Here is a 23,581-nt window from a genome sequence, read left to right on the forward strand (position 1 = left end):
TTGACAAAGGAGAAAATTTACTATTAAGGCTACCAATTAGGAGAGGCATATCATACTTTAATCCAAAATTTAAGCAGGGCGTATTTGCCGATTCCCTGTTTATGAAGAGTTTAAAACAGAGATTCATACGAGGTTACGTAGTCATTTTCTAAAAATATAGTAGGAAAAATTTGATGAAATTCCCAGTGTCTAACAATGAAGCAGCAAGACTTAAGACTCTTCACCAGTATAAAATTCTGGATAGTTCACCAGAAGAACCTTTCGACGATTTAGCATTGTTAGCCGCGCAGATTTGCAACACACCTATTGCTGTGATTAATCTGATTGATGCCCATCGTCAGTGGTTCAAGGCTAAGGTAGGGTTAGATATTCAGGAAATGCCTAGAGATGCAGGTTTTTGTCCAATTTGCGTGCTAGAAGGTAAGGTTTTGGTTATTCCTAACACATTGGCAGATGAACATTTTGCCACAGCAGATATTGTTACCTCAGAACCATATGTCAGGTTTTATGCAGGCATACCTTTAATTGTCCCAGGAGGTGAGGTAATAGGAACTTTGTGCGTAGTGGATAAAATACCACGTCAAATTACTCCTCAACAGTTAGCAGGATTAGAATCTATTAGTCGCCTTGTAGTTAGACAATTAGAAATTAGGCGCAATTTAGCCGAACTGTCCCATATAAATGAAGAGTATAAAGATGCACAATTAGCACTGCGTCAAAGTGAATCTACCTTACACAGCTTTTTCGAGAGTGCGCCAATGATGATGGGAATTGTGGAATTAGTTGATAACGACATTCTACATATTTCTGATAATCCCAATACGGCAAAATTTTTGGGACTTACCCCAGAAGCAATGCAAAATCGTCTAGCGCGGGAAATGGGTGCAGAGAAGAGGGATTTAAACCAGTGGATCAATTACTATCGTCAAGCAGAACTTACCCAGTTACCAGTTAGGTTTGAATATTCTTACGAAACTCCCCAAGGACAAACTTGGTTATCAGCGACAGTTTCTGCGATCGCTAAAAATCATGGTAGTAGTCAGCAATTCGCCTATATAGTAGAAGATATTACTGAACGCAAGCAGGCAGAAAATGAATTGCGTTGGCAAGAAGCACTTTTGCGATCAATGAATAGTGTTTCACCATTGGCACTTTATGTTGTTGACAATCGTACTGATGACATCCTTTATTTTAATGATCGCTTCTGTGAAATTTGGAAAATTGAACATCTCAAAAAGCACATGGAAGCGCAAAAATTAAAAAATCAAGATATTCTTCCTGATTGTTTCCAATTAATAGCAGATATTGCTGGCTTCACAGCATCATGTCAAGCTCTACAAGATGAAACGAATCGTTCTGTAATTGAAGATGAAATTAGCTTTAATGATGGGCGCATTATCCGGCGTTTTTCTACTCAAATTCGGAATACATCTGCTAAATATTTTGGTCGTTTGTACATCTTTGAAGATATTACAGCCCGTAAACAAGTAGAACAAAAACTCCGCGAACAAGCTGCATTACTCGATATTACCACCGATGCCATTGTCGTGAGAGATTTAGAAAATAAGATATTGCTATGGAATAAAAGTGCTGAGAAATTATATGCTTGGAAAGCTGAAGAAGTTATAGACAAGAATACTGATGAAATCTGGGTTGATGAATCTGTGGAAGAACAACAGAAAATTTATCAAACCGTCCTAGCGCATGGTTTATGGCAAGGAGAGTTAAATAAAAAGACAAAATTTGGTACAGAAATCATAGTCGAAAGTTGCTGGACTTTAGTACATGATGAATATAGTCAAGCTAATTCCATCCTGGTTATTGACACTGATATTACTCAGAAAAAACAGTTAGAACACCAATTTTTACGCGCTCAACGAATGGAAAGTATTGGTACTTTAGCTAGTGGAATTGCTCATGATTTAAACAATGTACTATCACCCATTTTAATGTCAGCACATTTATTAAAAAATAAATATCATGATCAAGAAACTCAGCAGATATTATCAATTATAGAAAATAATGCCAAACGGGGTGCTAATTTAGTTAAACAAGTCCTTTCCTTCGCCAGGGGAATTCAAGGTAATACCTATGGTGGCATCAACCAACGTGCAGTAATTCAAGTTAAATATTTGATTTCAGAAATGCAGCAGATTGTTGAACAAACATTTCCTAAATCAATCATAATTAATGCGGAAATTCAGCCAAATTTATCGCCAATTTGTGGTGATATTACCCAACTAGACCAAGTATTGATTAATTTATGCTTAAATGCTCGCGATGCCATGCCCAATGGTGGTACGTTAACAATAACTGCTGAGAATATTTGGATTGATAAAACCTATGTGCAAATGCATTTAGACGCGAAAGTTGGTTCTTATATTGTCATCAAGATTAGTGATACAGGAACTGGTATTTCCAGTAGCATATTAGATAGAATATTTGAACCTTTTTTCACAACTAAAGAATTTGGCAAAGGTACAGGACTGGGTTTATCAACAGTTATAGGCATTATTAAAGGTCATGGTGGTTTCATTACTGTGTCTAGTTCTGTTGGCAAAGGTACAGCCTTTAAATTATATTTGCCAGCGGTTTATACAGAAGTTGTCGAGTCTTTAATAGAAATAGAAATGCCTATCGGCAATGGAGAATGGATTTTACTGGTAGATGACGAAGTTTCTATTCAGGAGATTACCAAAACTTCATTAGAAAACTATAATTACAAGGTAATTACTGCTGGTGATGGAGAGAAAGCCTTAACTTTATATAAGCAAAATAAAGATAAAATTAATACTGTAATTATTGATATGATGATGCCAAATATGGATGGAGCTACCACTATTTACAAATTGCAAAATATTAATCCACAACTAAAAATAATTATTATTAGTGGACTAGGAATGAATGAAAACTTTTTGTTAGAAAATGCGTATCAAAATATAGTTTTTTTATCCAAACCATTCACAGTACAAGAACTATTAAAAACTCTAGCTCAACTTAAGAGTCAGTAACAGTTATATAAATTTAAAATGACTAATAAATCGCCAGAAAAACCTGAGCAAGAGTATCAGTGGGAAGCACAAATTAGAATGGCACTAGATGCCGCTTCTATGAGTATTTGGAACTTCGATATTCAAAGCAATCAAATTACTAGATCGGATAATCTGGAAGTTCTTTTTGGTTTAGATCAAGACAATTTTAATCACAGTTATGAAGCTATTCTTGACTGTATTCACATTCAAGATCGTGAATTTGTTAAACACATTTATCAAGAAGCTATTGCAAATGGAGGAGCATTTGAAATTGAATTTAGAGTCGTTTTAGCTGATGGTAGTATTCGCTGGTTAGCTAGTAAAGGGGTAGTTTCTCAAAACTCATCGGGAGTATCTGTACGAATATGTGGTGTAGATACAGATATTACACAACGTAAATTAGCAGTAGAACAACTACGTCAAAGTGAAGAACGGTTTCAAATAGTGGCGCTGGCTACTAATGATGTGTTGAGAGATTGGGATTTGCTGACTAATAAAGTGTGGTGGAATCAATCTGTACAAACCCTTTTTGGTTATACAGCGGAACAAATTGATTTGGATGCAATTTGGTGGCGTGAACGAATACATCCAGATGATAGAACTAGAATTACTGCTGATACGCGGACTGCGATTGATAGTGGCAAACAATTCTGGTCGAATGAATACCGCTTTTTGCGTAAGGATGGTACTTATGCCTACATTTTTGATCGTGTTTATGTAGTTCATGACCAAACAGGTAAGCCAGTGCGGATGATTGGGGCAATGATGGATATAACCGACCGCAAACGTGTTCAAGCCGAATTACAAAGGCAAAATTTGCGATCGCAATTATTCGCTAATATCACCCTCAAAATTCGTCAATCTTTACAAATTGATGAAATTCTCCAAACCAGCGTCACAGAAGTGCAGAAATTACTCCAAGCAGATCGGGTATTAATCTTGCAATTACATGGCAGTGCTTCCTTCCTAGCAGTTAAAGAAGCTGTAGTTCCTGGTTTACCCATTGTCCTGGGACAAAATATTACTGACCCTTGTTTTGATGAAGGATACATCCAAAAATACAGTCAAGGGCGAATTAGCGCTATTAGCAATATCGAAAAAGCACAGTTTCAACCTTGTCATATTGAATTTCTCCAACAATTTGCCGTTAAAGCTAATCTTGTCGTCCCCATTTTTCGCCAAAATCAACTTTGGGGACTGCTAATAGCCCATCAATGTCTACATACCCGTCAATGGACTAATTGGGAAATTGGACTTTTACGACAACTTGCTGATCAAATTGGCATTGCACTAGCACAAAGCTTAATTTTAGAACAAGAAACTAAGCAGCGACAAGAACTCACCCGTTCTAATGAAGAACTACAACAATTTGCCTTTATTGCTTCCCATGATTTACAAGAACCACTACGTAAAATTAAGACCTTTGGTGAGCGTTTAAAAATTACCTGTAGTGACTCTTTAAGTGAACAAGGACGTGATTATCTAGAACGGATGCAAAATGCAGCCTTGAGAATGCAGACTTTGATTGAAGACTTATTGACACTTTCACGGGTGACAACTAGAGCGCAGCCATTTGTAGCAGTAAATTTAGCACAAATTACCCAAGAAGTATTATCTGATTTAGAAGTACGCATTCAGCAAACCGATGGACAAATAGAGGTAGGTGAATTACCTGTTATTCAAGCCGATCCCTTACAGATGCGGCAATTATTACAAAATCTTATCGGTAATGCTCTCAAGTTTCAACGTCAAAATCAACCACCTATTATTAAAATATATGGTCAATTTTTAAACAACCATCCTGATGATTTAGCTCTCGGTACTGCATATTTTCAAATTGTTGTTGAAGATAATGGAATTGGTTTTGCAGAAAAATATCTTGACCGCATTTTTAATGTTTTTCAACGTCTGCATAGTCGCAGTGAATACGAAGGTACTGGCATCGGTTTAGCTATCTGCCGGAAAATTACTGAACGACATCATGGTACTATCACAGCACAAAGTCAGCCGGGAGCAGGAGCAATATTTATTGTCACATTACCAATTAATTCTTAATTTTTAATTTTTCTTCCTAGAGAGGGATTACTAGCACACCCAAAAATGGGGTTAATTGTAAAAATGTGGACGGCAGTTATGGCAAATACTTATTAAATACTAATAACTAGTACAAAGGAGAAATTTTAGAGTGAAAGACCGACAAGCAACTGTCACCATTTTAATGGCTGATGATGATGATGATGATAGTCTATTAGTTCATGATGCTTTGGTAGAAAGCAGATTGCCCATCCAACTATATATCGTTAGAGATGGGGATGAGTTAATGGATTATTTATTTCACCGTGGGATATATACTGATATTAGCAAAGCACCTGATCCAGGTTTAATTTTACTAGATTTAAATATGCCTAAAAAACACGGACTTGAAGTGCTAAAAGAAATTAAAATTGACCCGAAATTACGGCGTATTCCGGTGATAGTTCTGACAAGTTCTAAGGCGGAGGAAGATATATATAATACTTATGAATTGGGCGCAAATTCCTTTGTTATTAAGCCAGAAACCTTTACATCCTTAGTGGAAGTCATGAAAACTATAGGAAAATACTGGTTTGAAATTGTAGAACTGCCTCTAGTAAGCACTAAGAGACAATATGAATGACAGATCAATTAAAGTATTATTAATTGATGATGATGAAGATGATTATATTTTAACTCGTGATTGGTTCAGTGAATTTCAGGTAGCTGCCTGTGAGTTGGAATGGGTGAATAGTTATCAAGTAGCCAGGAAAGCGATCGCTCAACACCAACATGACATCTATCTAGTAGACTATCGTTTAGGAGTGCATAACGGTCTAGAACTGTTACGCGAAGCCATTGACAATGGTTCCACCTCTCCCTTTATTTTACTCACAGGTCAAGGCGACCGGGAAATAGACCTAGAAGCCATGAAAGCCGGAGCAGTAGATTATCTAGAAAAAAGCCAATTAACTGCACCTTTATTAGAACGTTCCATTCGCTACGCTATTGAACGCAAACAAACAGAACAAAAAATTCGCCAACAAGCCGCTTTACTTGATGTCGCTACCGATGCCATTTTTGTAGGTGATTTAAATGACCGGATTTTATATTGGAACCAAGCTGCTAAACATCTCTATGGTTGGAGTACAGAAGAAGCCCTAAAGAAAAAAATACATCATCTGTGTCCAGAAAAAAAATTGTCGCAATTATCAAAAGCACTCACAACTATCATCAAAAATGGCTCTTGGAAAGGAGAACTAGCGCAAATTACAAAATGTGGTAAAGAAATTATTGTTGAGAGCCGTTGGACATTAGTACCTGCATCCGGTAAAAACCCCCAATCTATTTTAGTGGTCAACACCGATATTACTCAAAAAAAGCAATTAGAACAGCAATTTTTACGCGCTCAAAGATTAGAGAGTATTGGTACTTTAGCGAGTGGTATTACCCATGACTTAAATAACGTCCTCGCACCAATTCTCATGACAGCACAACTATTAGAAGCTCAAGTCCAAGATGAACGTTATCGACGACTAATTCCCATATTAATTAACAATGCTAAACGGGGAGCTAATTTAGTTAAACAAGTATTGTCATTTGCCCGTGGGTTAGATGGCGATCGCACCCTTTTACAATTAAAACACTTACTAATTGAAATTCAGCAAATTATTAAAGAAACATTTCCAAAAACAATTGAAATTATCACCCAAATTCCCCAAAATCTTTGGACTGTCTCTGGTGATGCTACTCAGTTACACCAGGTATTAATGAATTTATGTGTTAATGCCCGTGATGCTATGCCCAACGGTGGTACTTTAAAAATCACAGCTGAAAATCTCTTAATTGATGAAAATTACGCCCAAATGCACATTGAGGCTCAAGCTAAACCTTATATTGTCATCACTGTAACTGATACTGGAGTTGGTATTCAACCAACAATAATAGACCGGATATTTGAACCATTTTTTACTACTAAAGAATTCGGTAAAGGAACTGGACTAGGTCTTTCTACAGTATTAGGAATTGTTAAAAGTCATGGTGGTTTTATCAATGTTAATAGCGAAGACAAAAGAGGCAGTCAATTTAAAGTCTATTTACCCGCACAAGATACAACCGAAACTATAGAAGCACCACAAATATTTTTTCCTCAAGGTAATGGAGAACTGATATTAGTAGTAGATGACGAAGCTGCTATTCGTGACATTACAAAAAAATCACTAGAAAGTTATACTTATAACGTAATTACAGCCCGCGATGGTATTGAAGCAATAGCCTTATATGTAGAACATCGGGATGAAATATCCCTAGTATTAATAGATATGGTCATGCCATGTATGGATGGAATAACTAGCATTCGTACCCTGCAAAAAATTAATCCAGATGTCGAAATTATTGCTGTCAGCGGACTAGTCTCAAGCGATAAAGTAAATGCAGCTTATAATTTGGGTGTCAAAGCTTTTCTCTACAAACCTTTCACGGCAAACCAATTATTACAAACCATTAAAACCGTTATAAGTTGTCATTAGTCAATTTAGTACTGAGTATCGAATACTGACTCCTACTCTTAGAGGATGTTTGAAAAATCTAAGAAGGTATCATTTTGTCATTCTGAGTGAAACATTCTGAAGGAAAGAATCTATATTTTCAGGCGCATACGGAGATATTTTACTCCGCTGCGCTACCTTCAATATGATAGAAAAAGGCCCTGTAAAACAACCTCTTAGACCCATTACCCATTACTAATTAACTCCACCGCATCATGTCCATCTGCATCTTGTAAATAAACTTTTACTATTTCTTCTTGAGCAGTCGGTAGTTTTTTACCCACAAAATCTGGGTGAATTGGTAACTCCCGATGTCCCCTATCTACTAATACAGCTAAACGAATCACCTCTGGTCTACCATACTCATTAACAGCATTTAAAGCAGCACGAATTGTCCGTCCTTTGAAAATGACATCATCCACCAAAACAACTGTTTTCCCCGTTAAGTCAAAAGGGATATCGGTTTTGGCTGGAGTTCTTAAGCCAATTTGGTCTAAATCATCACGATAGAATGTAATATCTAATGCTCCAACATATATACTGACACCTTCGAGAATCTCTATTTGACGTGCCAATAAGTTGGCTAATGGCACACCTCTAGTATGAATGCCCAGAAGTATCAATTGTGATAAATCTCGTGTCCTTTCCACAATTTGAGAAGCCAAACGGGTCAAAGTACGACGCAGTTCTTCTGATGAGAGAATTTCAACTACTTTAGTAGACATATGGGGACTGGGGACTGGAGACTGAGGACTGGGGACTGAGGACTGAGGACTGGGGACTGGGAAGTTGGGATAAAATTTCTCTTTTTCTTAGCTTTTGCCTGTTCCCTGTTCCCTATCTCCAATTACGAATTACGAATTACGAATTAAAAATATTGCCAAACCCAACCATAACAAAAACGAATATCGAGTCAATTGCAAAGCTTGGTGAATCGAAGTTGGGGTGATGGGATAAATAGCATCTCCTAAAAGTGGCTTATGTTTAGCAATTCCACGATACCAATTTATTCCTCCCATCTGCACACCTAAAATAGCAGCATAGGCACACTCGCTCCAACCAGAATTAGGACTAGGATCTTGAATAGCATCCCGGCGGCAAATCCGCCAAACATCTACGGGTTTCAGTGATAAAAGCGCTAAAGTCATCACTGTTAACCGACAAGGAAGCCATGTTAAACCATCTTCTAACCTCGCGCTAAACCAGCCAATATAAGTATAAGGTGCTTCCCGATAACCCACCATTGAATCTAGAGTACTACTAGCTTTATATGCTAAAGCCAAAGGAACAACACCAACCAATGGCACAAACGCACCCAGAATTGCATAAAACAATGGAGCCATCACCCCATCAGTAGCATTTTCTGTCACTGTTTCCAAGACTGCTCGCAAAACTTCTGCTGCTGAGAGGTTTGTTGTATCCCTACCGACATAATTACTTAAAATCTGTCTTGCTTCCTCTAACTTTCCTGTAGTTAAAGGTTGGATCACATCTACCGCAGCTGTTCGCAAGCTATGAAGAGCAAAACAACTGGCTAGAAGAATGCTCTCTAAAACAATTCCTAACAATGGATTTAGCCATCTGGCAATTTGAATTATTAACCAGCTAGATAAACCACTTCCGATGATGAGAATAATAGCGAGTACAATTCCAGCTAGACGTTGTGTTAGAGAACTCTGACAATGTTGCAGAAAAAATTTACTCAACCAAGAAATTATCCACCCCATTAATCGCACTGGATGAGGCCAACCCCAAGGATCACCAATTAAGTAATCTAACAAGGCAGCAATAATTAAGATATAGATATTATTGGTCATTGGTCATTGGTCATTGGTCATTGGTCATTGGTCATTGGTCATTGGGGAAAATATTTATCTTCTTCTTACCTCTTGCCTGATAACTGACTAAACAACAAAACTAGCTTCTTCACCTAAAGATGCTTGCCAACTACGGGCATCATAATAAAGGTCTGCCAGAGTAATGCTGTACAAAGCTTCTTTCAGCTTTTGGTTTAGTCTTTGCCACAAGGTAAATGTTACCCAATCTTCTGCTTGTGCTGGGGGTGGACTATTCAGAGGTAAGTGAGTTATATTTTCTCCCACTGCCTCTAAAATTTGTCCTATCGAGATTTGTGCAGGCTCTCTGGATAATTGATAGCCACCGATGCTACCACGAATTGATTTGACTAACCCAGCGCGACGCATTTCTATGAGTAACTTTTCTAGATAAGGAGCCGGGATATCTTGACGCTTGGCAATTGTTCTTACAGATACTGGTCCATATTCTGGCTGTAAAGTCAAATCTAGCAATGCCTTAACACTATAGTGTCCTTTAGTCGTTAGTTTCATTTATTCAAATGCTGTTGGCGTAGCCTGTGGTTAGCCATAAGCTGAATGCTTACGTTATCAGTTATCAGTTGTTTTGTCACTGACTAATGATTCATGACTGATGACTAAAGATCAGTTTTGCTTATCATTTTGTCTGCTCAGGTTCATCTTCGGTGAGCAGACGACTATTTTACATAGCTTTAAAAAACTTAAACAAATACAGCCTGGCAGTAATTCATAAACTATATATATAGGAATCATATTTGAGTTTTTGAAAAAACGACCTAATCATCTACCTCCTCTCTTTCCTGTTCTCAATTCCCAACTCCCTATTAAGCGCCTCCACTTTCGCGTAGCGTCTGGTAGAGAGTAAGTTCATAAATCAAATCGGATTGCTAGAGATATCAGCATGGCCAGAATTATTTTTTAGAAAATGTCTTGACAAGATTGGTAATTGTGCAACAATTTTGCCTGTGTGTGTAATATACTTGGCTATGCTGAGATAAAAATAAAGGATTCCGTTCCTATTAGCTCAGTATCAGTTAAAATAAAATCGATTCAACCACTTCAAACATTCATTTTCGACCTAAGTTGATGCCTAAACTGAAAAAAATTGACCCCCTTGTTGGTGATGAACTCCTCAAAAAAGTTAAGGAGCTAGAGAACGAGAGCAAAGAAGACAAAGCTAAACAGTGTGGCTATTATACCGTTACCAAAAATGGTATAGAGCGCGTCAACATGATGAAGTTCCTAAATGCTCTAATTGATGCTGAGGGCATTCAGTTGGATAGTACACCTAGTGCCAATGGCCGTGGTGGACGCAGTGCAAGCTATAGAATTAGTGTGCAGTCCAACAACAATTTATTGATAGGTTCAGCTTATACAAAACAGATGAATCTCAAGCCTGGGGATGAATTTATCATCACTTTAGGGAAAAAACACATTCGACTACGGCAAGTAGACCCAGAAGATAGGGAAGAAGATGCCGAAGTAGAAGCTACAGCTTAAATAAATAGTCATTAGTCATTAGTCAGTTGTTTATCTTTAACCAATGACCAATGACCAATGACCAATAGTTAATGACCAATGACTATATCTGTTGTTGGTAGGACTTGTAAATAGTGCTGTAATGCTTTGCGTGTTGCTGCTAAGTTACAAGTTAAAGCAATTTGTTCTTTTTCTAGTAAACCTAAAATGCAATCGGGTTTGTCTCTTGCTACCACTGGTAACTGATGCAAACCACGCAGCGCCATACGATCTAAAGCTTCAGATAATGGTTCATCCTGCCAAGCATAGAGGATGTCAGTTGTACAAATATCTATGAGTGTTTGACTAGAAAAATTAGCCTGTATTTCAGGTGGTGAATTCTGGTAATTTTCCCAAAATGAAAGGGCGCGGTTAATATCGTCTAGAGAAAGAATACCGACTAATTTTTCTGCGGCATCAATTACTAAAGCACTGCGTGTGCGATCGCGGATCATTTCCATAGATGCTTCTAAAATCCCCAGAGTTACAGGCAGTTTTTTGGGAGAGGAGTTCATTGCATCTGCCACTGAAATTTGCTGTACGATTTCCACCTGTTCATCTTTCAATTCCGCCAGACCAATCTGTTGAAGATTAGAATTAGAATTAAAAGTCGGCTTGATGCGCTCAACTAACCATACACTTAAACCCACCGCCGCCATCAAAGGTAAAACAATGCGGTAATCACGGGTTAATTCAAACAACATTAAAATAGCTGTTAAAGGCGCTCTGACACTACCGGCTAAAACAGCAGCCATACCCACCATTGCATAAGCTGGAGGAGCCGCCATATATTCAACAATTGTCGGCACTATCAAAGCTAAAAATTTGGCATAAGCTGACCCAAAAGACGCACCTAAAAACATTGCTGGCGCAAATAACCCGCCCACAAAACCACTAGCAGAACAAACTGCCGTCATCAGCAGTTTTAAAACCATCAATATCAGTAACAGATTTAAGGAAAATTCCTGATCTTGCAACATGGGTTGCACAGTGCCATAACCAATACCCAGAATTTGCGGGTAGTAAAAAGCTACTATACCAATGATTGCACCACCAATAATGGGGTGAATTGGTTTAGGAATCTTTAAGAAAAATTCAAACCCCGGAACCCGTCCCGCAAAAAATGCTTTAGCCAAACGTATTGCCTCTGTATAAGTTACAGAAACCAAACTTGCGCCCAAACCCAAGCCAAGATAAAGCGGTAATTCTAAAGAACTGCGGACTTGGTAAGCAGGTAAGGCAAAAGCAGGTTGGGACCCCAAACCAATTTGAGCAATTAAGGCTGCTACTACTGCTGCTAGTAAGACTACACTCACCGCAGAAGTGGCAAAGGATGTAGTACCCATGACCACCTCTAGAGCAAAAAATACTCCAGCAATGGGAGCATTAAATCCAGCGGCTAAACCAGCCGCTGCACCTGCACCCAAAAGTAAACGCTGTCTCTCTTGAGAAACTTGCAGCACATCTGATAGCAACACCCCAAAATTAGTACCGATTTCTACACTAGGACCCTCTGGACCTAAAGAGGCTCCACTACCCAAAGAAACAGCCGCAGCTATCATCTTGGTTACAGGACGCAGTTGTCGCTTCACCTCTCTGCCCTGAGAGACAGCAATCAGAGATGAAAGGCTAGGTCCAAAGTCTTGAGTGCGCCAGCGCATCAAGCCCACAATAAGTCCGCCTAATGTGGGAACGCAAGCTAAAGTCCAACCACCCCAGACTCCAATCAGTCCCATGAAATTTTCCAGCATCAGGTTGTGAACGAGCTGGATTAGATAGTGAAAGGTAACTACACCCATACCAGTACCACCACCAATCAGCATGGCTAAAAACAGCACTACTGTTTCTGGTGATGGTTGGAAACGATTAATTAGCTGAGTTAAATGGGCAGAAGGTGTGGGAAAGGCAGGTAGTGACCTTACCTTCCTCAGTTGAGTAGGAGGCAAGAGAGTCATGGAGAAACGGGGTAAATGTAAGAAAAAATTTAATTTTTTATTTGTTAATTCTCATTGTGAGCCATGATTTAGTAAGCAGACAAGTATGCTTGATTTACTAAATCTGGCTATACTCGTGTTACGACCATATAGCCCCAATTAGTAGCAAGAAAAATGTATGTGTGATGCATTACTAATTTTTCAGACAATATTGCTGAGGCTACTTATTGGTGATCAAAGTTCAATATAGCTATTGTTATAGAGCGAGTAAATGGACTAGGCGGACGAGCTAGATGAATATACACACTTTTGATAATCATTATGTTACTTGCCCTATTTGTCAAAGAAATAACAGGACACAGCCTGTCAAGACTTACATAGGCTTATTTACCTGTCCATATTGTCAGGAAAGGCTTGTAGTTTGTAAAAGTGGTCACTACGTCCGTGATCCGTTTACTTGGAAACAAATTATGATTTCTTCAGCATTGCGTCGTCAAAGCCGACCTTTAGCTAGGATGATCAGAGATTTAGTTCTTCTCAAGCGTCCTTTAGTCGCTTTGGCTATGGGGGGTGTTATTTTATTGACTACAGTTTTGATGACTCAGGAAAAAACCAGCGACAACAACTCATTAGTTCCAGGAACTGAGAAGGTAAATGAGCGATGAGTAACGAGTGATGAGTACTGAGTTATGAGTGAAAATTCGAGTCAACCACTCAATACTCAATACTCAATACTCAATACTCAATACTCGGTACTCAATACTCGTTACTCAGAACTTATTGCTGTCTTTTGTGATTAATTGCCAACCTTCGGCTTGATCAACTACTTTGATAGATTTGAGTTTGAGGGTTTCTAAAGCAGAGGCATTCAAGAGGAAATAGGGTTGGCTATTGTATTGCCAATAATATAGCAGTTCACCAGTAGAGGCTGGAGTAATGGTGCGATCGCTATAAAAATTCAACGATGAACGAGAATAGGGAAAAGATGTGTAGATTTCTTTGGCTTGTGGACTGGCACTAGCTATCATTGTAGCGACTGGTTTGACTGGATAAGCCTCTCCCAATTCCCACACCCAGTAATTAGATTTCATCAACAACAGCAGGGAAATATAACTTCCCCAAACCAAAATTTTCAAAAATTGCCTATCACCTCGCTCTGCTAAAATAGCCGCTAAAGTCATAGTCATAGCTACTGCGGCCAAAATTATCTGTAAGTCTGTTTTACCGCTGACCCAACTAAAATAAATACTCCCAGCGGAAGCCACCACAGCCAAGATTGCAAAACTAGTCACCCAAGCGCGGGGATAGGATGAAAATAAACGTAATTTCTCTATCTCTGCTAACTGGAAACCAAAAGCTAATGCCAAGCTGGGATAAATGGGGAAGACATACCAAGGTAGTTTGATGCTAACAAGGGAAATAAGCAGTAAATAAACACCAGTCCAGACAATAATGAGTTTTGCCCAGCTAAGATTCCTATTTTCCCAGGTAAAGCGCACAGTTTGCGGTAAAAATACCAGCCAAGGCCATGTCCACTTGATAATTTCTAACAGATAATACCAAAATGGTTCATGGCGACCACTTGCAACAGCAGCCGTTTGATGAAATGGTTGATTCACTGCATCAATTTGCGAAAAAGGATAACCATAGTGCAGTAGTTGGGCAGCATACCAACCCATCACAGGTAGAATACCAATGAAGATTGCTATCCACAGATAGTAACTAGTGAGTAGTCTGGGTGTATCCCAAAAGAGAAAGACCACAGCAATAGAACCTAATAAGATGCCCACCATGCCTTTAGTTAGGCAAATTAACCCAAAACTGATACCGACACCAAGACAGTAGCGTAAGTCTCGACGCGATCGCAACACACACAACATCATCACCATTAACAGGCTTACCACTACCCCATCCAACATTGCTAACCTGCCATGACGCACTACCGGTAGCATTGTCAGATAAATCAAGGCGCTATAAATAGCTACCCAACGTTGGCGAAATATCTCTCTACCCATACAATACAGTAAAGGTACAGACATCGCTGTCAAAATTGCACCAGGTAAGCGAGTTGTCCATTCATTCACACCACCCAGAGAGTAAACCCAAGCAATCAGCCAATGCATGAGGGGTGGCTTGCTATGGTATGGTTCACCTCCCAAGGTAGGGTAAAGCCAGCGCATGGAACCTGCTGGGGCCTGCCAAATTTCTCTAGCAACTTGTGCCACAGTCCCTTCATCCCAATCTCGTAGCGGTAGTCCTCCCAGATTGATGCTAAACAGTAACACCGCTGCTAACAGCAATACCATCAGCCATATCCAATCAATCCATTTGTCAACTGCGCGATGTTGTTTTTCGAGATGAGTCCAAATATAGCTTCCTTCAGGCATATTCTATGCTAATCATTTTACTCGCTGGTTTGATTACATAGAGACCAAAGTGAATCTCCAATGTTGCCACACAGTCACAAACCATTTTCACTAGCAATGGCTAGATCCCAAATTAACTCAGTTTTCTCTGAATAATGATAATTTTTTGAACAAAATTTTTCTTATTTATTTTTTAAAGAAGTTAACAAGCATTTTTCCCGTTAAATGATATAAAGAATACAAACCGCAACTGGTCAATTTCCCTGAAGGAGTCTGTAAATGCGCCTACCATTTGTTTTAGATGTAGCCCTAGGTTTAATTTTTATTTACTTAATTTTAAGTTTGTTAGCCGCAGAAATTCAAGAACTAATGGCTACAGTATTACAGTGGCGAGCTATACATTTAAAAAAATCAATTGAAATTCTCCTGGCTGGAGATGTTAAAAACTCACAAGCCAAGGATGTAATTGAACTAGTCAATAAAATTTATAGTAATCCTTTAATTAAAAGTATCAATCAAGAAGCAAAAGGATTTTTCTCTGTTTTACCAAGAAGATTAACTTGGTTAATAGCTGATATAACTCGTCCAATGCGAAAATTATTGTCTAAATCCCCACAGGGAGAGAAGACTTTTGCTCAGGAACACAGTGGTCCTTCCTATATCGGCGGGGATACTTTTGCTACAACTCTTATAGAAGAATTACAACTACCAAAAATTATCCATAGTTTAACAGAAGTAAGGCTAGAAAAATTCAAAAACCAACGGTTGCAGGAAGTTGAAACAATTTTAACCAGATCCCTAAGACAAATAGAACTTACCGAATTATCAAATCATATTACCCAAGACATAAATGATGATTTTGAAAATCTCAAGACAGAATATACACATATTGTCACTGCTTTTAAAAGTAACAAACATGATATAGATACGAGCGTTAATCGGATGAAAGAGAGTTTAGAAAAATATATAGATAATTTTCAAGCGAATATAGATGAAGAAAATAAAGTTTTAACGGAAACATTGCAGCGATTGCAATCTTTCTGTAAACATATTTTTTCAAATGTTGAAGAGGCAATAATGGTAGGGGGATTAAAACCTAGTATCAACGAAATCGTGCAATTAATGAATACAAGTAATGCTGTGTATAAAGAAATGAATACAGCCTTACAAGATGATAATAGTCAAACATATCAAACAATTAACCAATTGATGGAGAGTTTACCATCTGTAATCAGAGGAAATATTGAAACCATAGCCAAACGAGCGCAATACAGAGCTAAAAGCACAGAAGAAGGCATTCAACTCTTAAGGAAAGAAATTGAAAATAGTTTTGATAGTTCCATGCAGCGAGCAGGCGGTGTTTACAAACGAAATGCTAAAGGAGTAGCAATTTTACTTGGTATTGTCCTAGCTTTCGGTGCTAATGCAGATACCTTTCATATCATTGATCGCTTATCGAAAGATACGGTATTGCGAGAAACTATTGTTTATAAAGCTGAAAAAATAATAGATCAACAATCTGGTTCTGCTAACTTAGACAATATAAATACTACGCAAATTTTAGAAGACGTTAATTTCCCAATTGGTTGGACAGATGATAACTTAAAAGAGCAACTGGAACGGAAAGCAGTCAAGATTAATGGCTGGCCTGTTATCAACGTATTAAGGATGATCTTTGGTTGGCTGATCAGCGGTTTGGCTATTGCAATGGGAGCGCCATTTTGGTTTGATTTACTTAGTAAAGTCATGAATGTAAGAAATGCAGGTAAATCTCCCAAATCATCTTGATAGCTAGATACTAATTCATTAGTAATTGGTAAATCGAGGACTTAGAGTATTTCCGGTTTTCTCTCCTATTCTTGATTCTTCATAGATTAAAAAATGAAAATTACTTGTAAATTCCATTCTTTATCATGACGAATTAAGTTTATTTGCCGGATAAATTCTCGTAAATAAAATCGTCGTTCTACTTCTGATAAGTCTAACCAAAATTGGGGAATAGAAACAGCTTGAGCCACAGAACGCAAATTGACAGGTGGAAGAGTTGCTAACTTGGCTTGGAGTTGAGAAATTTCTGTGCGGAGTTTGTAAGCCCTGATTTTAGCTGTTTCTGTATCCAAAACTCCAGTTTCTATGAAGGTGGGTAACTGTTCGAGAATTTTTTGCTGACGAGCAATGTGATCACTTAAACTATTTTTAATAGCATCAAGTTGAGGAAAATTTATCCCTGCTACCGCTAAAGGTAAGTCTCGACAAACAATTTCAATTGTCTTATCTAAAACTTCTGAGTAAGAAATAGCACGACATTTAGGAATTTGGGGACAGTCTGTATTGCGTAAATACAAATACTCCTTATCTTGGTATCGCTGAGTAACACGAGTAACTGTCATTTGAGACTGACATTGGTTACAAACAACTAACCCAGCTAAAGAACGGGGCGCACTAGCAGTACGAGATGGTAAACGGCTATTGCGACGTAAAAGTCTGTCAACTTGCGCCGCTTCTTCCCTGGAAATTATCCCCACATGGGTATCAGAAATAATTTCACTATTTTGATATGCTGTGTCACCTCGATAAACTGGATTTGTCAACCAACGCCTTCCTGTGGTGACAGAAATTTTTTTACCGTATTTTTTCGCTAAGTGACGAACTGAACCACGTAGAGAACCATAGAGTAAAAAATTATCAAAAAATTCTTTGACTACAGGGGAAGTACTGCGGTCAATTATATATTTACCTTGACCTCTGCGGTAGCCATAGGGGACTTTACCTGGTGGTGGAGAAGCTTCAAGGCGATTTCGGGCGTGTCCTTGGCGGATACTGCGACTACGTTGTTGACGTTGGATTTCTTGGAGTAAATTCAGCAATTCGACGCGGAATTTGGCAGATTCGGAAGTGTATGCTTGTTCTGTAGCAATGACGATGACTCCCATTGCTTCGAGTTGGTTGAGGGAATTGCTCACTTGTGCGATTGTATCCCCTAATTCTTCTAACCGACGAATCAGTAGATAGTTTACTGGTTCTGCTTTACAGTCATTTAGTAATAGTTGTAATTGCGATCGCTTAACTTGTCCAGAGGACTGTCCCAAATCTTGATAAACTCGATCTACCTCCCAACCCCAACTAGCTTCATCAGGAGTAGTTTCTAAAAGCGGATCACTGTAAATATAAGCAATAATTTTCATTTAGTCATAAACTTAGAGTTTCTCTAAAGGCTTTCACAGCTTTAGTTTGACTAGGCATTTTTACATATTTAGCCAAAACAGCTAAATCTAATTCTGGTAAAAATTCACTCTGATTAATTAATTCATATCCTTGCTTTAATCCATTGAATCGGGATATTTAATTATGTTAAACTAATAGGTAATTTATTGTTGACTTAATTCAATAATATTCCCATCTGGGTCTTTGGTGAAAATAGCAGGACGACCAGAAGCACTAGCTTGAATGGGATAATTTTGACTAAGTAATTCTGCTTTTGCTGTTTCTAAGTCAATAACCGAGAAAGCAACGTGCGGGTTACGTCCCCATTTTTCGTTTTGATTTTCGGTGGGGACAGATGACGAAACTATGAGGTGAATTTGATAATCACCGATTTGATACCAAGCACCAGGATATTTGAGAATGCGGTCTATTTTCGCGAATCCTAATACTTTGCCATAAAACTGTTCTGAGCGTTCTAAGTTGGTAACGAGTATAGCAGTGTGGAGACTTTGGGTAATTTGCATTTTGAGTAATATGGAAGAGGGATATAGCGTTTATTGGTTGAGTGAGATACAAGAACACCACCTCCAACCCCCTCCCCGCAAGCGAGGAGGGGGCTATGACGACATACCTGATTATTTATATTTTTACCTATTTGAGCGACAAGAGACTAAAATAACCTCTAAGTCAGAGACTCGTCTTTTATTAACCGCAGACAAGGACATTTTTGCAAAAATCCCGATGCTTTTTTTTCGGCATCTGGATTATTAATATGTGTTGGTGTTGGTTGAACAATACCATTAAATAAATCATCTAAACCATAGGGAGTGAAAAATTGCCATTCTCCCTGTTTATCAATGCGAACTCCTACAGCAGTTGCAGTATGTAACCAATTTTCAATGCCATTTTCTGTACTATCAAAAGTCATACTTCCAGCACGCCAATGCCCAAAACTGGCTTGATTTTTGACATCAAACTCATGTTCTGGGAATTGTGTTTTTAAAGTAGATTTGGCGAATAATTCTTGTTCACGATTTCCCTGATCATCAAAAAAAGCAATATCAAAATCTTTGATAAATAAATCACATTCTTTGCCAAAAAGGGAACGCCAAACTGTATTTCTGACTGCACCCCCAGCTAACCACCAGTTAGGTAAATCGAGTTGGGCGATCGCAGGTAAGACGGTGGCAATAATTGAATTAGAGAGAATAACTTGTAGTTGTGTATGATTATTCATAATCTAAATATAAGTAATATTTAGTGTTGAATTTATGACAGAAATTAAATTTTCTATTGAAGGTGAAGATTCAATTGCAGCTACAGAGGAGCTTTTGGCAATAGAAGGTATAACTGGTAACTATACCGTAGATTCAGAAGATATCAAAAAAGAGCCAGTTATTACCACTGTTGCAACTATAGTTGGTCTTGTGGGTGGTGCGATCGCAATTGCTGAACAAATTCGCAAATGGTATCAAGAGTATAAACAAAATCAGTCTGGGAAAAGGATTGCTAAAGTCCTGATTGTCGGCCGCAACGGTAGACGACTATTGTTAGAAAATGCCACAATTGAGCAAATTCGCCAAATTTTAGAATCATAACGTGCAGATTCTTCACCTTGACCTGAAAGCCGTTGCCGGTAATTATGTAGAGTTACGCTACTTTACTGATAATTACAACAAAAACGAAAAGCGATCGCTCCCTCTGAGCGAAATTACCGATTTAATCGAGTTAGCAGAAAGAGATTATTACGTTTCCTCTTATGCGGAAGATTATGCAGTCACAGGGTTACGGCTGTATAACTGGTTAGATGGGAGCGATCGCTTTTTACAAAAACTCATCAACCAATATCAGCGTCAAGGAACCATTTTAGCGATTGTAACGGCGGAAAAACTCGCCCATTTACCTTGGGAAGTTCTGCACGATGGTAAAAGCTTTCTCGTTCAACGGTCAATTATTCCTGTCCGGTGGGTATCATCGGACTCTGTAAAAACATTATCTGTGGAGAAAAACCCAGAAAACCGCGCTTTGCAAGTTTTATTTATGGCTACTTCCCCCCAAGGAGTAGAACCTGTATTAGATTATGAAGCAGAAGAAGCACGAATTTTAGAAGCCACAGGAAGACAACCTTTAGCTTTGACAGTGGAAGAAAGCGGTTGTTTATCAGAATTGGGTTATTTAGTCGAAGATTACGGTAAAGATTATTTTGATATTTTCCATATTACCGGTCATGCCACAATTACCAACGAACAACCGGAATTTATTACCGAAACCGAAACCGGAGAAGCTTATTATGCTAGTGCGGAAGATTTCAAACAAGCACTACAATTCCGAATCCCCAAATTGATTTTCCTCTCCGGTTGTCGCACTGGACAAGCTGGTGGTGATGGTGCTAGTTATGGTTCTGTGCCTTCAATGGCGGAAGAATTACTCAAAGCAGGTGCTAAAGCCGTTTTGGGATGGGGACAAAAAGTTTTAGAATCTGATGCAACGGAAGCAGCAGCCACATTATATAAAGAATTAGCAGCCGGAAAGCAAATCACCGAAGCAGTTGCGATTACTTATCAAACTTTAATCAAAAACAAGGCGCGGGATTGGCATTTATTGCGATTATATGCGGCGGATAGTTTACCAGGGGAATTGGTGAAACCTAAAGGTACTCCTGGATGGAAACCAGCACCCCCACCTTCTGTTAGCACCGAATTTTTAGATCCTGTAACTCAAAAAACAAAAGTCTGCACCCGTGAGAGTTTTGTCGGTCGTCGTCGTCAGTTGCAAAGTTGTTTAAAGACGCTGACACAATCAACTCAAGAAATAGGGGTATTAATTTATGGCATGGGTGGTTTAGGTAAAAGTAGTTTAGCATCCAGACTGTGCGATCGACTCCCGAACTTTCAGCGTGTTGTCTTGGTGGGGAGAATTGATGAACCGAGTTTAGTTAGTCGGTTGGTGGATAAGTTGGATGATGACGAACAACGCAAACAGCTACAAAATCCTGATGAGGAATTGAGATTTAGATTCAAGCGGGTATTTCAGCAGTTGTCGGAAGCTGGGGAAAAGCCGTTTTTGTTGGTGTTGGATGATTTTGAGGTGAATTTGGAACCTCGTCAGGATAGCTTTGTCCTGAAAACAGCAGCCGCAGAAGTGTTAACAGCTTTGGTTTGGTCTATTCGGGAAACATACACCAATCACCGCTTAATTCTCACCTGTCGTTATGACTTTGAATTTACCCAGTTGCAGTATTTCTATAAACAGCCCTTGGAGGGAATGCGGGGGGCAGATTTAAGAAAAAAGTGTAGTCGTCTTGTTGCTTTTGGGGCAAAATCTCAGGTAGATGAGGCGTTGAAATCTCAAGCACGGAGGTTAGCTGATGGTAATCCCCGGTTGCTGGAATGGTTGGATAAGATTTTGCAAAATTCCACAGTTGACCAAGTTGCAATTCTCAATCGTTTAGAAGTTGATGCGGTGGAGTTGCGAGAACAGGTTTTAGCTGAAGCTTTGCTGCAACAAATGGATGAAACGATGAGGGAAATGTTGTCACAGGGTTTGGTGTTTGAGTTACCAGTCCCCAGGGAAGCATTAACCGCAGTTTGTGAAAATATTCCCAATTTGGCAGATTATATCAATCGGGCGGTGGCCTTGGGATTGTTGGAAGTTAGTCCTGATGAGTCATTGCGAGTACCGAGAATTTTGCCGTTGACTTTATCCACTCATGTAGAAACTTTGCATCAACAAGCGGCTGAGGTGTTGTATCGTCTGTGGTGGAAACAAGGGGAAACCAGAACAGAAGAAGAACAGTTAGAAATTCATCGGTTAGCATTGTTGGGGAAAAAAGGGGAAATTGCCTCAAAAGTTGGAGCGATTTTGGCAAGTAATTTGAAGGCAAAAAGCCGATTTCGTGAAGCTTTACATCTTTGCAAAGAGACTTTAAATATTATTGAAAATTATCATATTTTGCATCAACTAGCACGGTCTGAAGAACAACTGGGAGAAATTGAACAAGCAAAGCAACATTATCAAAAAGCACTGGAAATCTGTCCAGCAGCAGACGAAAAAGCAAAAGCTGCTATTATTCACAACCTAGCTGGTATTTATGCCAATACGGGAGAAATAGAGGATGCAATCACCCTCTACCGCCAGTCTTTACAACTCCAAAAAAGCATTGGCAATCTCCAAGCTACAGGCGCAACATTCTGCGAATTAGGACGTATCTACGCCAAAATAGGAAAAATCGAAGAAGCTATTGTCCTCTACCAGCAGACTTTAAAACTCGAAGAAAGCATTGGGGATGTCCAAGGTAAAGCCGCAACATTGCACCAGTTAGCTAGTATCTACGTAGACAAGGGAAAAATTGACGATGCAATTGCCCTCTATCAGCAGTCTTTAAAAATATTTGAAAGCATTGGTAATATCCAAGGTATAGCCGCGACTTTGAACGATTTAGCTTTTATCTACGCTGACAAGGGAAAAATCAATGAGGCGATCTTACTGTACGAAAAATCTTTAAAAATATTTGAAAGCATTGAGGATATCCAAGGTCAAGCAGTAACTTTGTACTGTTTAGCTAGTATCCACGCAGACGCGGGAGAAATCGACTATGCGATTGCACTGTACGAAAAATCTTTAAAAATCTTTGAAAGCATTAGGGATGCCCAACAACAAGCTTTTACGTTGGTAATGTTGGGACATTTGTTAGCATACAAAAAAGGGGATTTTGTTACTGCACTGGACTATTTACAGCAGTCTTTGGAGATATTAAAGCGTATTAAATCTCCCGATGCTGGGACAGTGAGGAAAATTATTAATGATGTGCAACAAATCGCAAACGGTTACGGTACTTTCTTAAACTTGTAAATTTTGAAAATGCTGCAACAAACATCAAAACAAGAAACTGAATGGGAGTTTGCAGAAATCTGGGTAGATACTCTAATATCTCCTCCTTATATTCTGATGTTAGTCAAAGAACAATCAGGAAAATTCTGTAACCATAACCCTGCACAAAACTATAAAATTATCTTTACCAGTGACAATTATGAAGCCGCTAAAATGTGGCTACTAGAAAATGAATATGAAAGATTGAACAGTCGTATTTTACAACAAGATTCTGATGAAGAAGATTAAAAATATTATAGCCCC

General features: G+C 38.7%; 18 protein-coding genes. 10 read left to right on the plus strand and 8 right to left on the minus strand.

What is annotated here, in order from left to right:
- The first annotated feature begins 173 nt into the window (after positions 1-173).
- The 4 genes from ACSQ6I_RS10660 (at position 174) to ACSQ6I_RS10675 (ending at position 7,573) form a co-directional block, all read left to right on the plus strand.
- Positions 174-3,011, plus strand: a complete 2,838-nt coding sequence (locus ACSQ6I_RS10660; RefSeq protein ID WP_438890319.1) for a hybrid sensor histidine kinase/response regulator — start codon at positions 174-176, stop codon at positions 3,009-3,011.
- Positions 3,012-3,029: 18 nt separating this feature from the next.
- Complete coding sequence (locus ACSQ6I_RS10665; protein ID WP_438890320.1) at positions 3,030-5,087, plus strand: PAS domain-containing sensor histidine kinase; 2,058 nt, start codon at positions 3,030-3,032, stop codon at positions 5,085-5,087.
- Positions 5,088-5,217: 130 nt separating this feature from the next.
- Positions 5,218-5,688, plus strand: coding sequence for a response regulator (locus ACSQ6I_RS10670; protein ID WP_438890321.1), 471 nt, complete (start codon positions 5,218-5,220; stop codon positions 5,686-5,688).
- Positions 5,681-7,573, plus strand: coding sequence for a response regulator (locus tag ACSQ6I_RS10675; RefSeq protein ID WP_438890322.1), 1,893 nt, complete (start codon positions 5,681-5,683; stop codon positions 7,571-7,573). Before ACSQ6I_RS10670 ends, ACSQ6I_RS10675 begins: the two co-directional genes overlap by 8 nt.
- A gap of 203 nt (positions 7,574-7,776) precedes the next feature.
- Here the strand turns inward: ACSQ6I_RS10675 and pyrR are convergent, their stop codons facing one another.
- From pyrR to ACSQ6I_RS10690, 3 genes are all read right to left on the minus strand, one after another.
- Positions 7,777-8,316: a bifunctional pyr operon transcriptional regulator/uracil phosphoribosyltransferase PyrR gene (gene pyrR, locus ACSQ6I_RS10680; protein ID WP_438890323.1), complete on the minus strand. Its 540-nt coding sequence runs from the start codon at positions 8,314-8,316 to the stop codon at positions 7,777-7,779.
- Between the two features lie 129 nt (positions 8,317-8,445).
- Positions 8,446-9,408: an adenosylcobinamide-phosphate synthase CbiB gene (gene cbiB, locus ACSQ6I_RS10685; RefSeq protein WP_438890324.1), complete on the minus strand. Its 963-nt coding sequence runs from the start codon at positions 9,406-9,408 to the stop codon at positions 8,446-8,448.
- 87 nt (positions 9,409-9,495) lie between these two features.
- The gene (locus ACSQ6I_RS10690; protein WP_438890325.1) at positions 9,496-9,939 is read right to left on the minus strand and encodes an Rrf2 family transcriptional regulator; all 444 of its coding nucleotides are present in this window, start codon (positions 9,937-9,939) and stop codon (positions 9,496-9,498) included.
- A gap of 573 nt (positions 9,940-10,512) precedes the next feature.
- On the opposite strand from ACSQ6I_RS10690, the gene ACSQ6I_RS10695 reads away from it, so the two are divergent.
- Positions 10,513-10,926 carry an AbrB family transcriptional regulator gene (locus tag ACSQ6I_RS10695; RefSeq protein ID WP_438890326.1) on the plus strand — a complete coding sequence of 138 codons (414 nt, stop codon included), beginning with the start codon at positions 10,513-10,515 and terminating at the stop codon, positions 10,924-10,926.
- 68 nt (positions 10,927-10,994) lie between these two features.
- On the opposite strand, the gene ACSQ6I_RS10700 is transcribed toward ACSQ6I_RS10695, so the two are convergent.
- Positions 10,995-12,899 carry a chloride channel protein gene (locus ACSQ6I_RS10700; protein WP_438890327.1) on the minus strand — a complete coding sequence of 635 codons (1,905 nt, stop codon included), beginning with the start codon at positions 12,897-12,899 and terminating at the stop codon, positions 10,995-10,997.
- 272 nt (positions 12,900-13,171) lie between these two features.
- On the opposite strand from ACSQ6I_RS10700, the gene ACSQ6I_RS10705 reads away from it, so the two are divergent.
- Positions 13,172-13,543 (plus strand): hypothetical protein, encoded by a 372-nt coding sequence (locus ACSQ6I_RS10705; protein ID WP_438890328.1) that lies wholly within the window; start codon positions 13,172-13,174, stop codon positions 13,541-13,543.
- Between the two features lie 105 nt (positions 13,544-13,648).
- On the opposite strand, the gene ACSQ6I_RS10710 is transcribed toward ACSQ6I_RS10705, so the two are convergent.
- Entirely contained in the window at positions 13,649-15,265 is a 1,617-nt protein-coding gene (locus ACSQ6I_RS10710; RefSeq protein ID WP_438890329.1) for an ArnT family glycosyltransferase, read from the minus strand.
- Positions 15,266-15,523: 258 nt separating this feature from the next.
- Between ACSQ6I_RS10710 and ACSQ6I_RS10715 the strand changes: the two genes are divergently transcribed.
- Positions 15,524-17,032: a hypothetical protein gene (locus ACSQ6I_RS10715; RefSeq protein WP_438890330.1), complete on the plus strand. Its 1,509-nt coding sequence runs from the start codon at positions 15,524-15,526 to the stop codon at positions 17,030-17,032.
- 86 nt (positions 17,033-17,118) lie between these two features.
- On the opposite strand, the gene ACSQ6I_RS10720 is transcribed toward ACSQ6I_RS10715, so the two are convergent.
- The 3 genes from ACSQ6I_RS10720 to ACSQ6I_RS10730 all read right to left on the minus strand — a co-directional run bounded on the left by ACSQ6I_RS10720 (position 17,119) and on the right by ACSQ6I_RS10730 (position 19,685).
- Positions 17,119-18,429, minus strand: a complete 1,311-nt coding sequence (locus ACSQ6I_RS10720; RefSeq protein ID WP_438890331.1) for a recombinase family protein — start codon at positions 18,427-18,429, stop codon at positions 17,119-17,121.
- Between the two features lie 183 nt (positions 18,430-18,612).
- Positions 18,613-18,972: a VOC family protein gene (locus tag ACSQ6I_RS10725; RefSeq protein WP_438890332.1), complete on the minus strand. Its 360-nt coding sequence runs from the start codon at positions 18,970-18,972 to the stop codon at positions 18,613-18,615.
- 158 nt (positions 18,973-19,130) lie between these two features.
- Entirely contained in the window at positions 19,131-19,685 is a 555-nt protein-coding gene (locus ACSQ6I_RS10730; RefSeq protein WP_438890333.1) for a nucleotidyltransferase family protein, read from the minus strand.
- A 34-nt stretch (positions 19,686-19,719) separates the two neighbouring features.
- Here ACSQ6I_RS10730 and ACSQ6I_RS10735 point away from each other — a divergent pair, with 34 nt between their 5' ends.
- The 3 genes from ACSQ6I_RS10735 to ACSQ6I_RS10745 are packed head-to-tail and all read left to right on the plus strand — an operon-like array spanning position 19,720 to position 23,566.
- Positions 19,720-20,046 (plus strand): hypothetical protein, encoded by a 327-nt coding sequence (locus ACSQ6I_RS10735; protein WP_438890334.1) that lies wholly within the window; start codon positions 19,720-19,722, stop codon positions 20,044-20,046.
- A gap of 1 nt (position 20,047) precedes the next feature.
- Positions 20,048-23,299 carry a tetratricopeptide repeat protein gene (locus ACSQ6I_RS10740; RefSeq protein WP_438890335.1) on the plus strand — a complete coding sequence of 1,084 codons (3,252 nt, stop codon included), beginning with the start codon at positions 20,048-20,050 and terminating at the stop codon, positions 23,297-23,299.
- A gap of 9 nt (positions 23,300-23,308) precedes the next feature.
- A complete protein-coding gene (locus ACSQ6I_RS10745; RefSeq protein WP_438890336.1) occupies positions 23,309-23,566 on the plus strand; it encodes a hypothetical protein in 258 nt (85 codons plus the stop codon).
- The last annotated feature ends 15 nt before the right edge of the window (positions 23,567-23,581 follow it).

Source organism: Anabaena sp. WFMT, from assembly GCF_051781005.1.
GTDB lineage: Bacteria > Cyanobacteriota > Cyanobacteriia > Cyanobacteriales > Nostocaceae > Anabaena.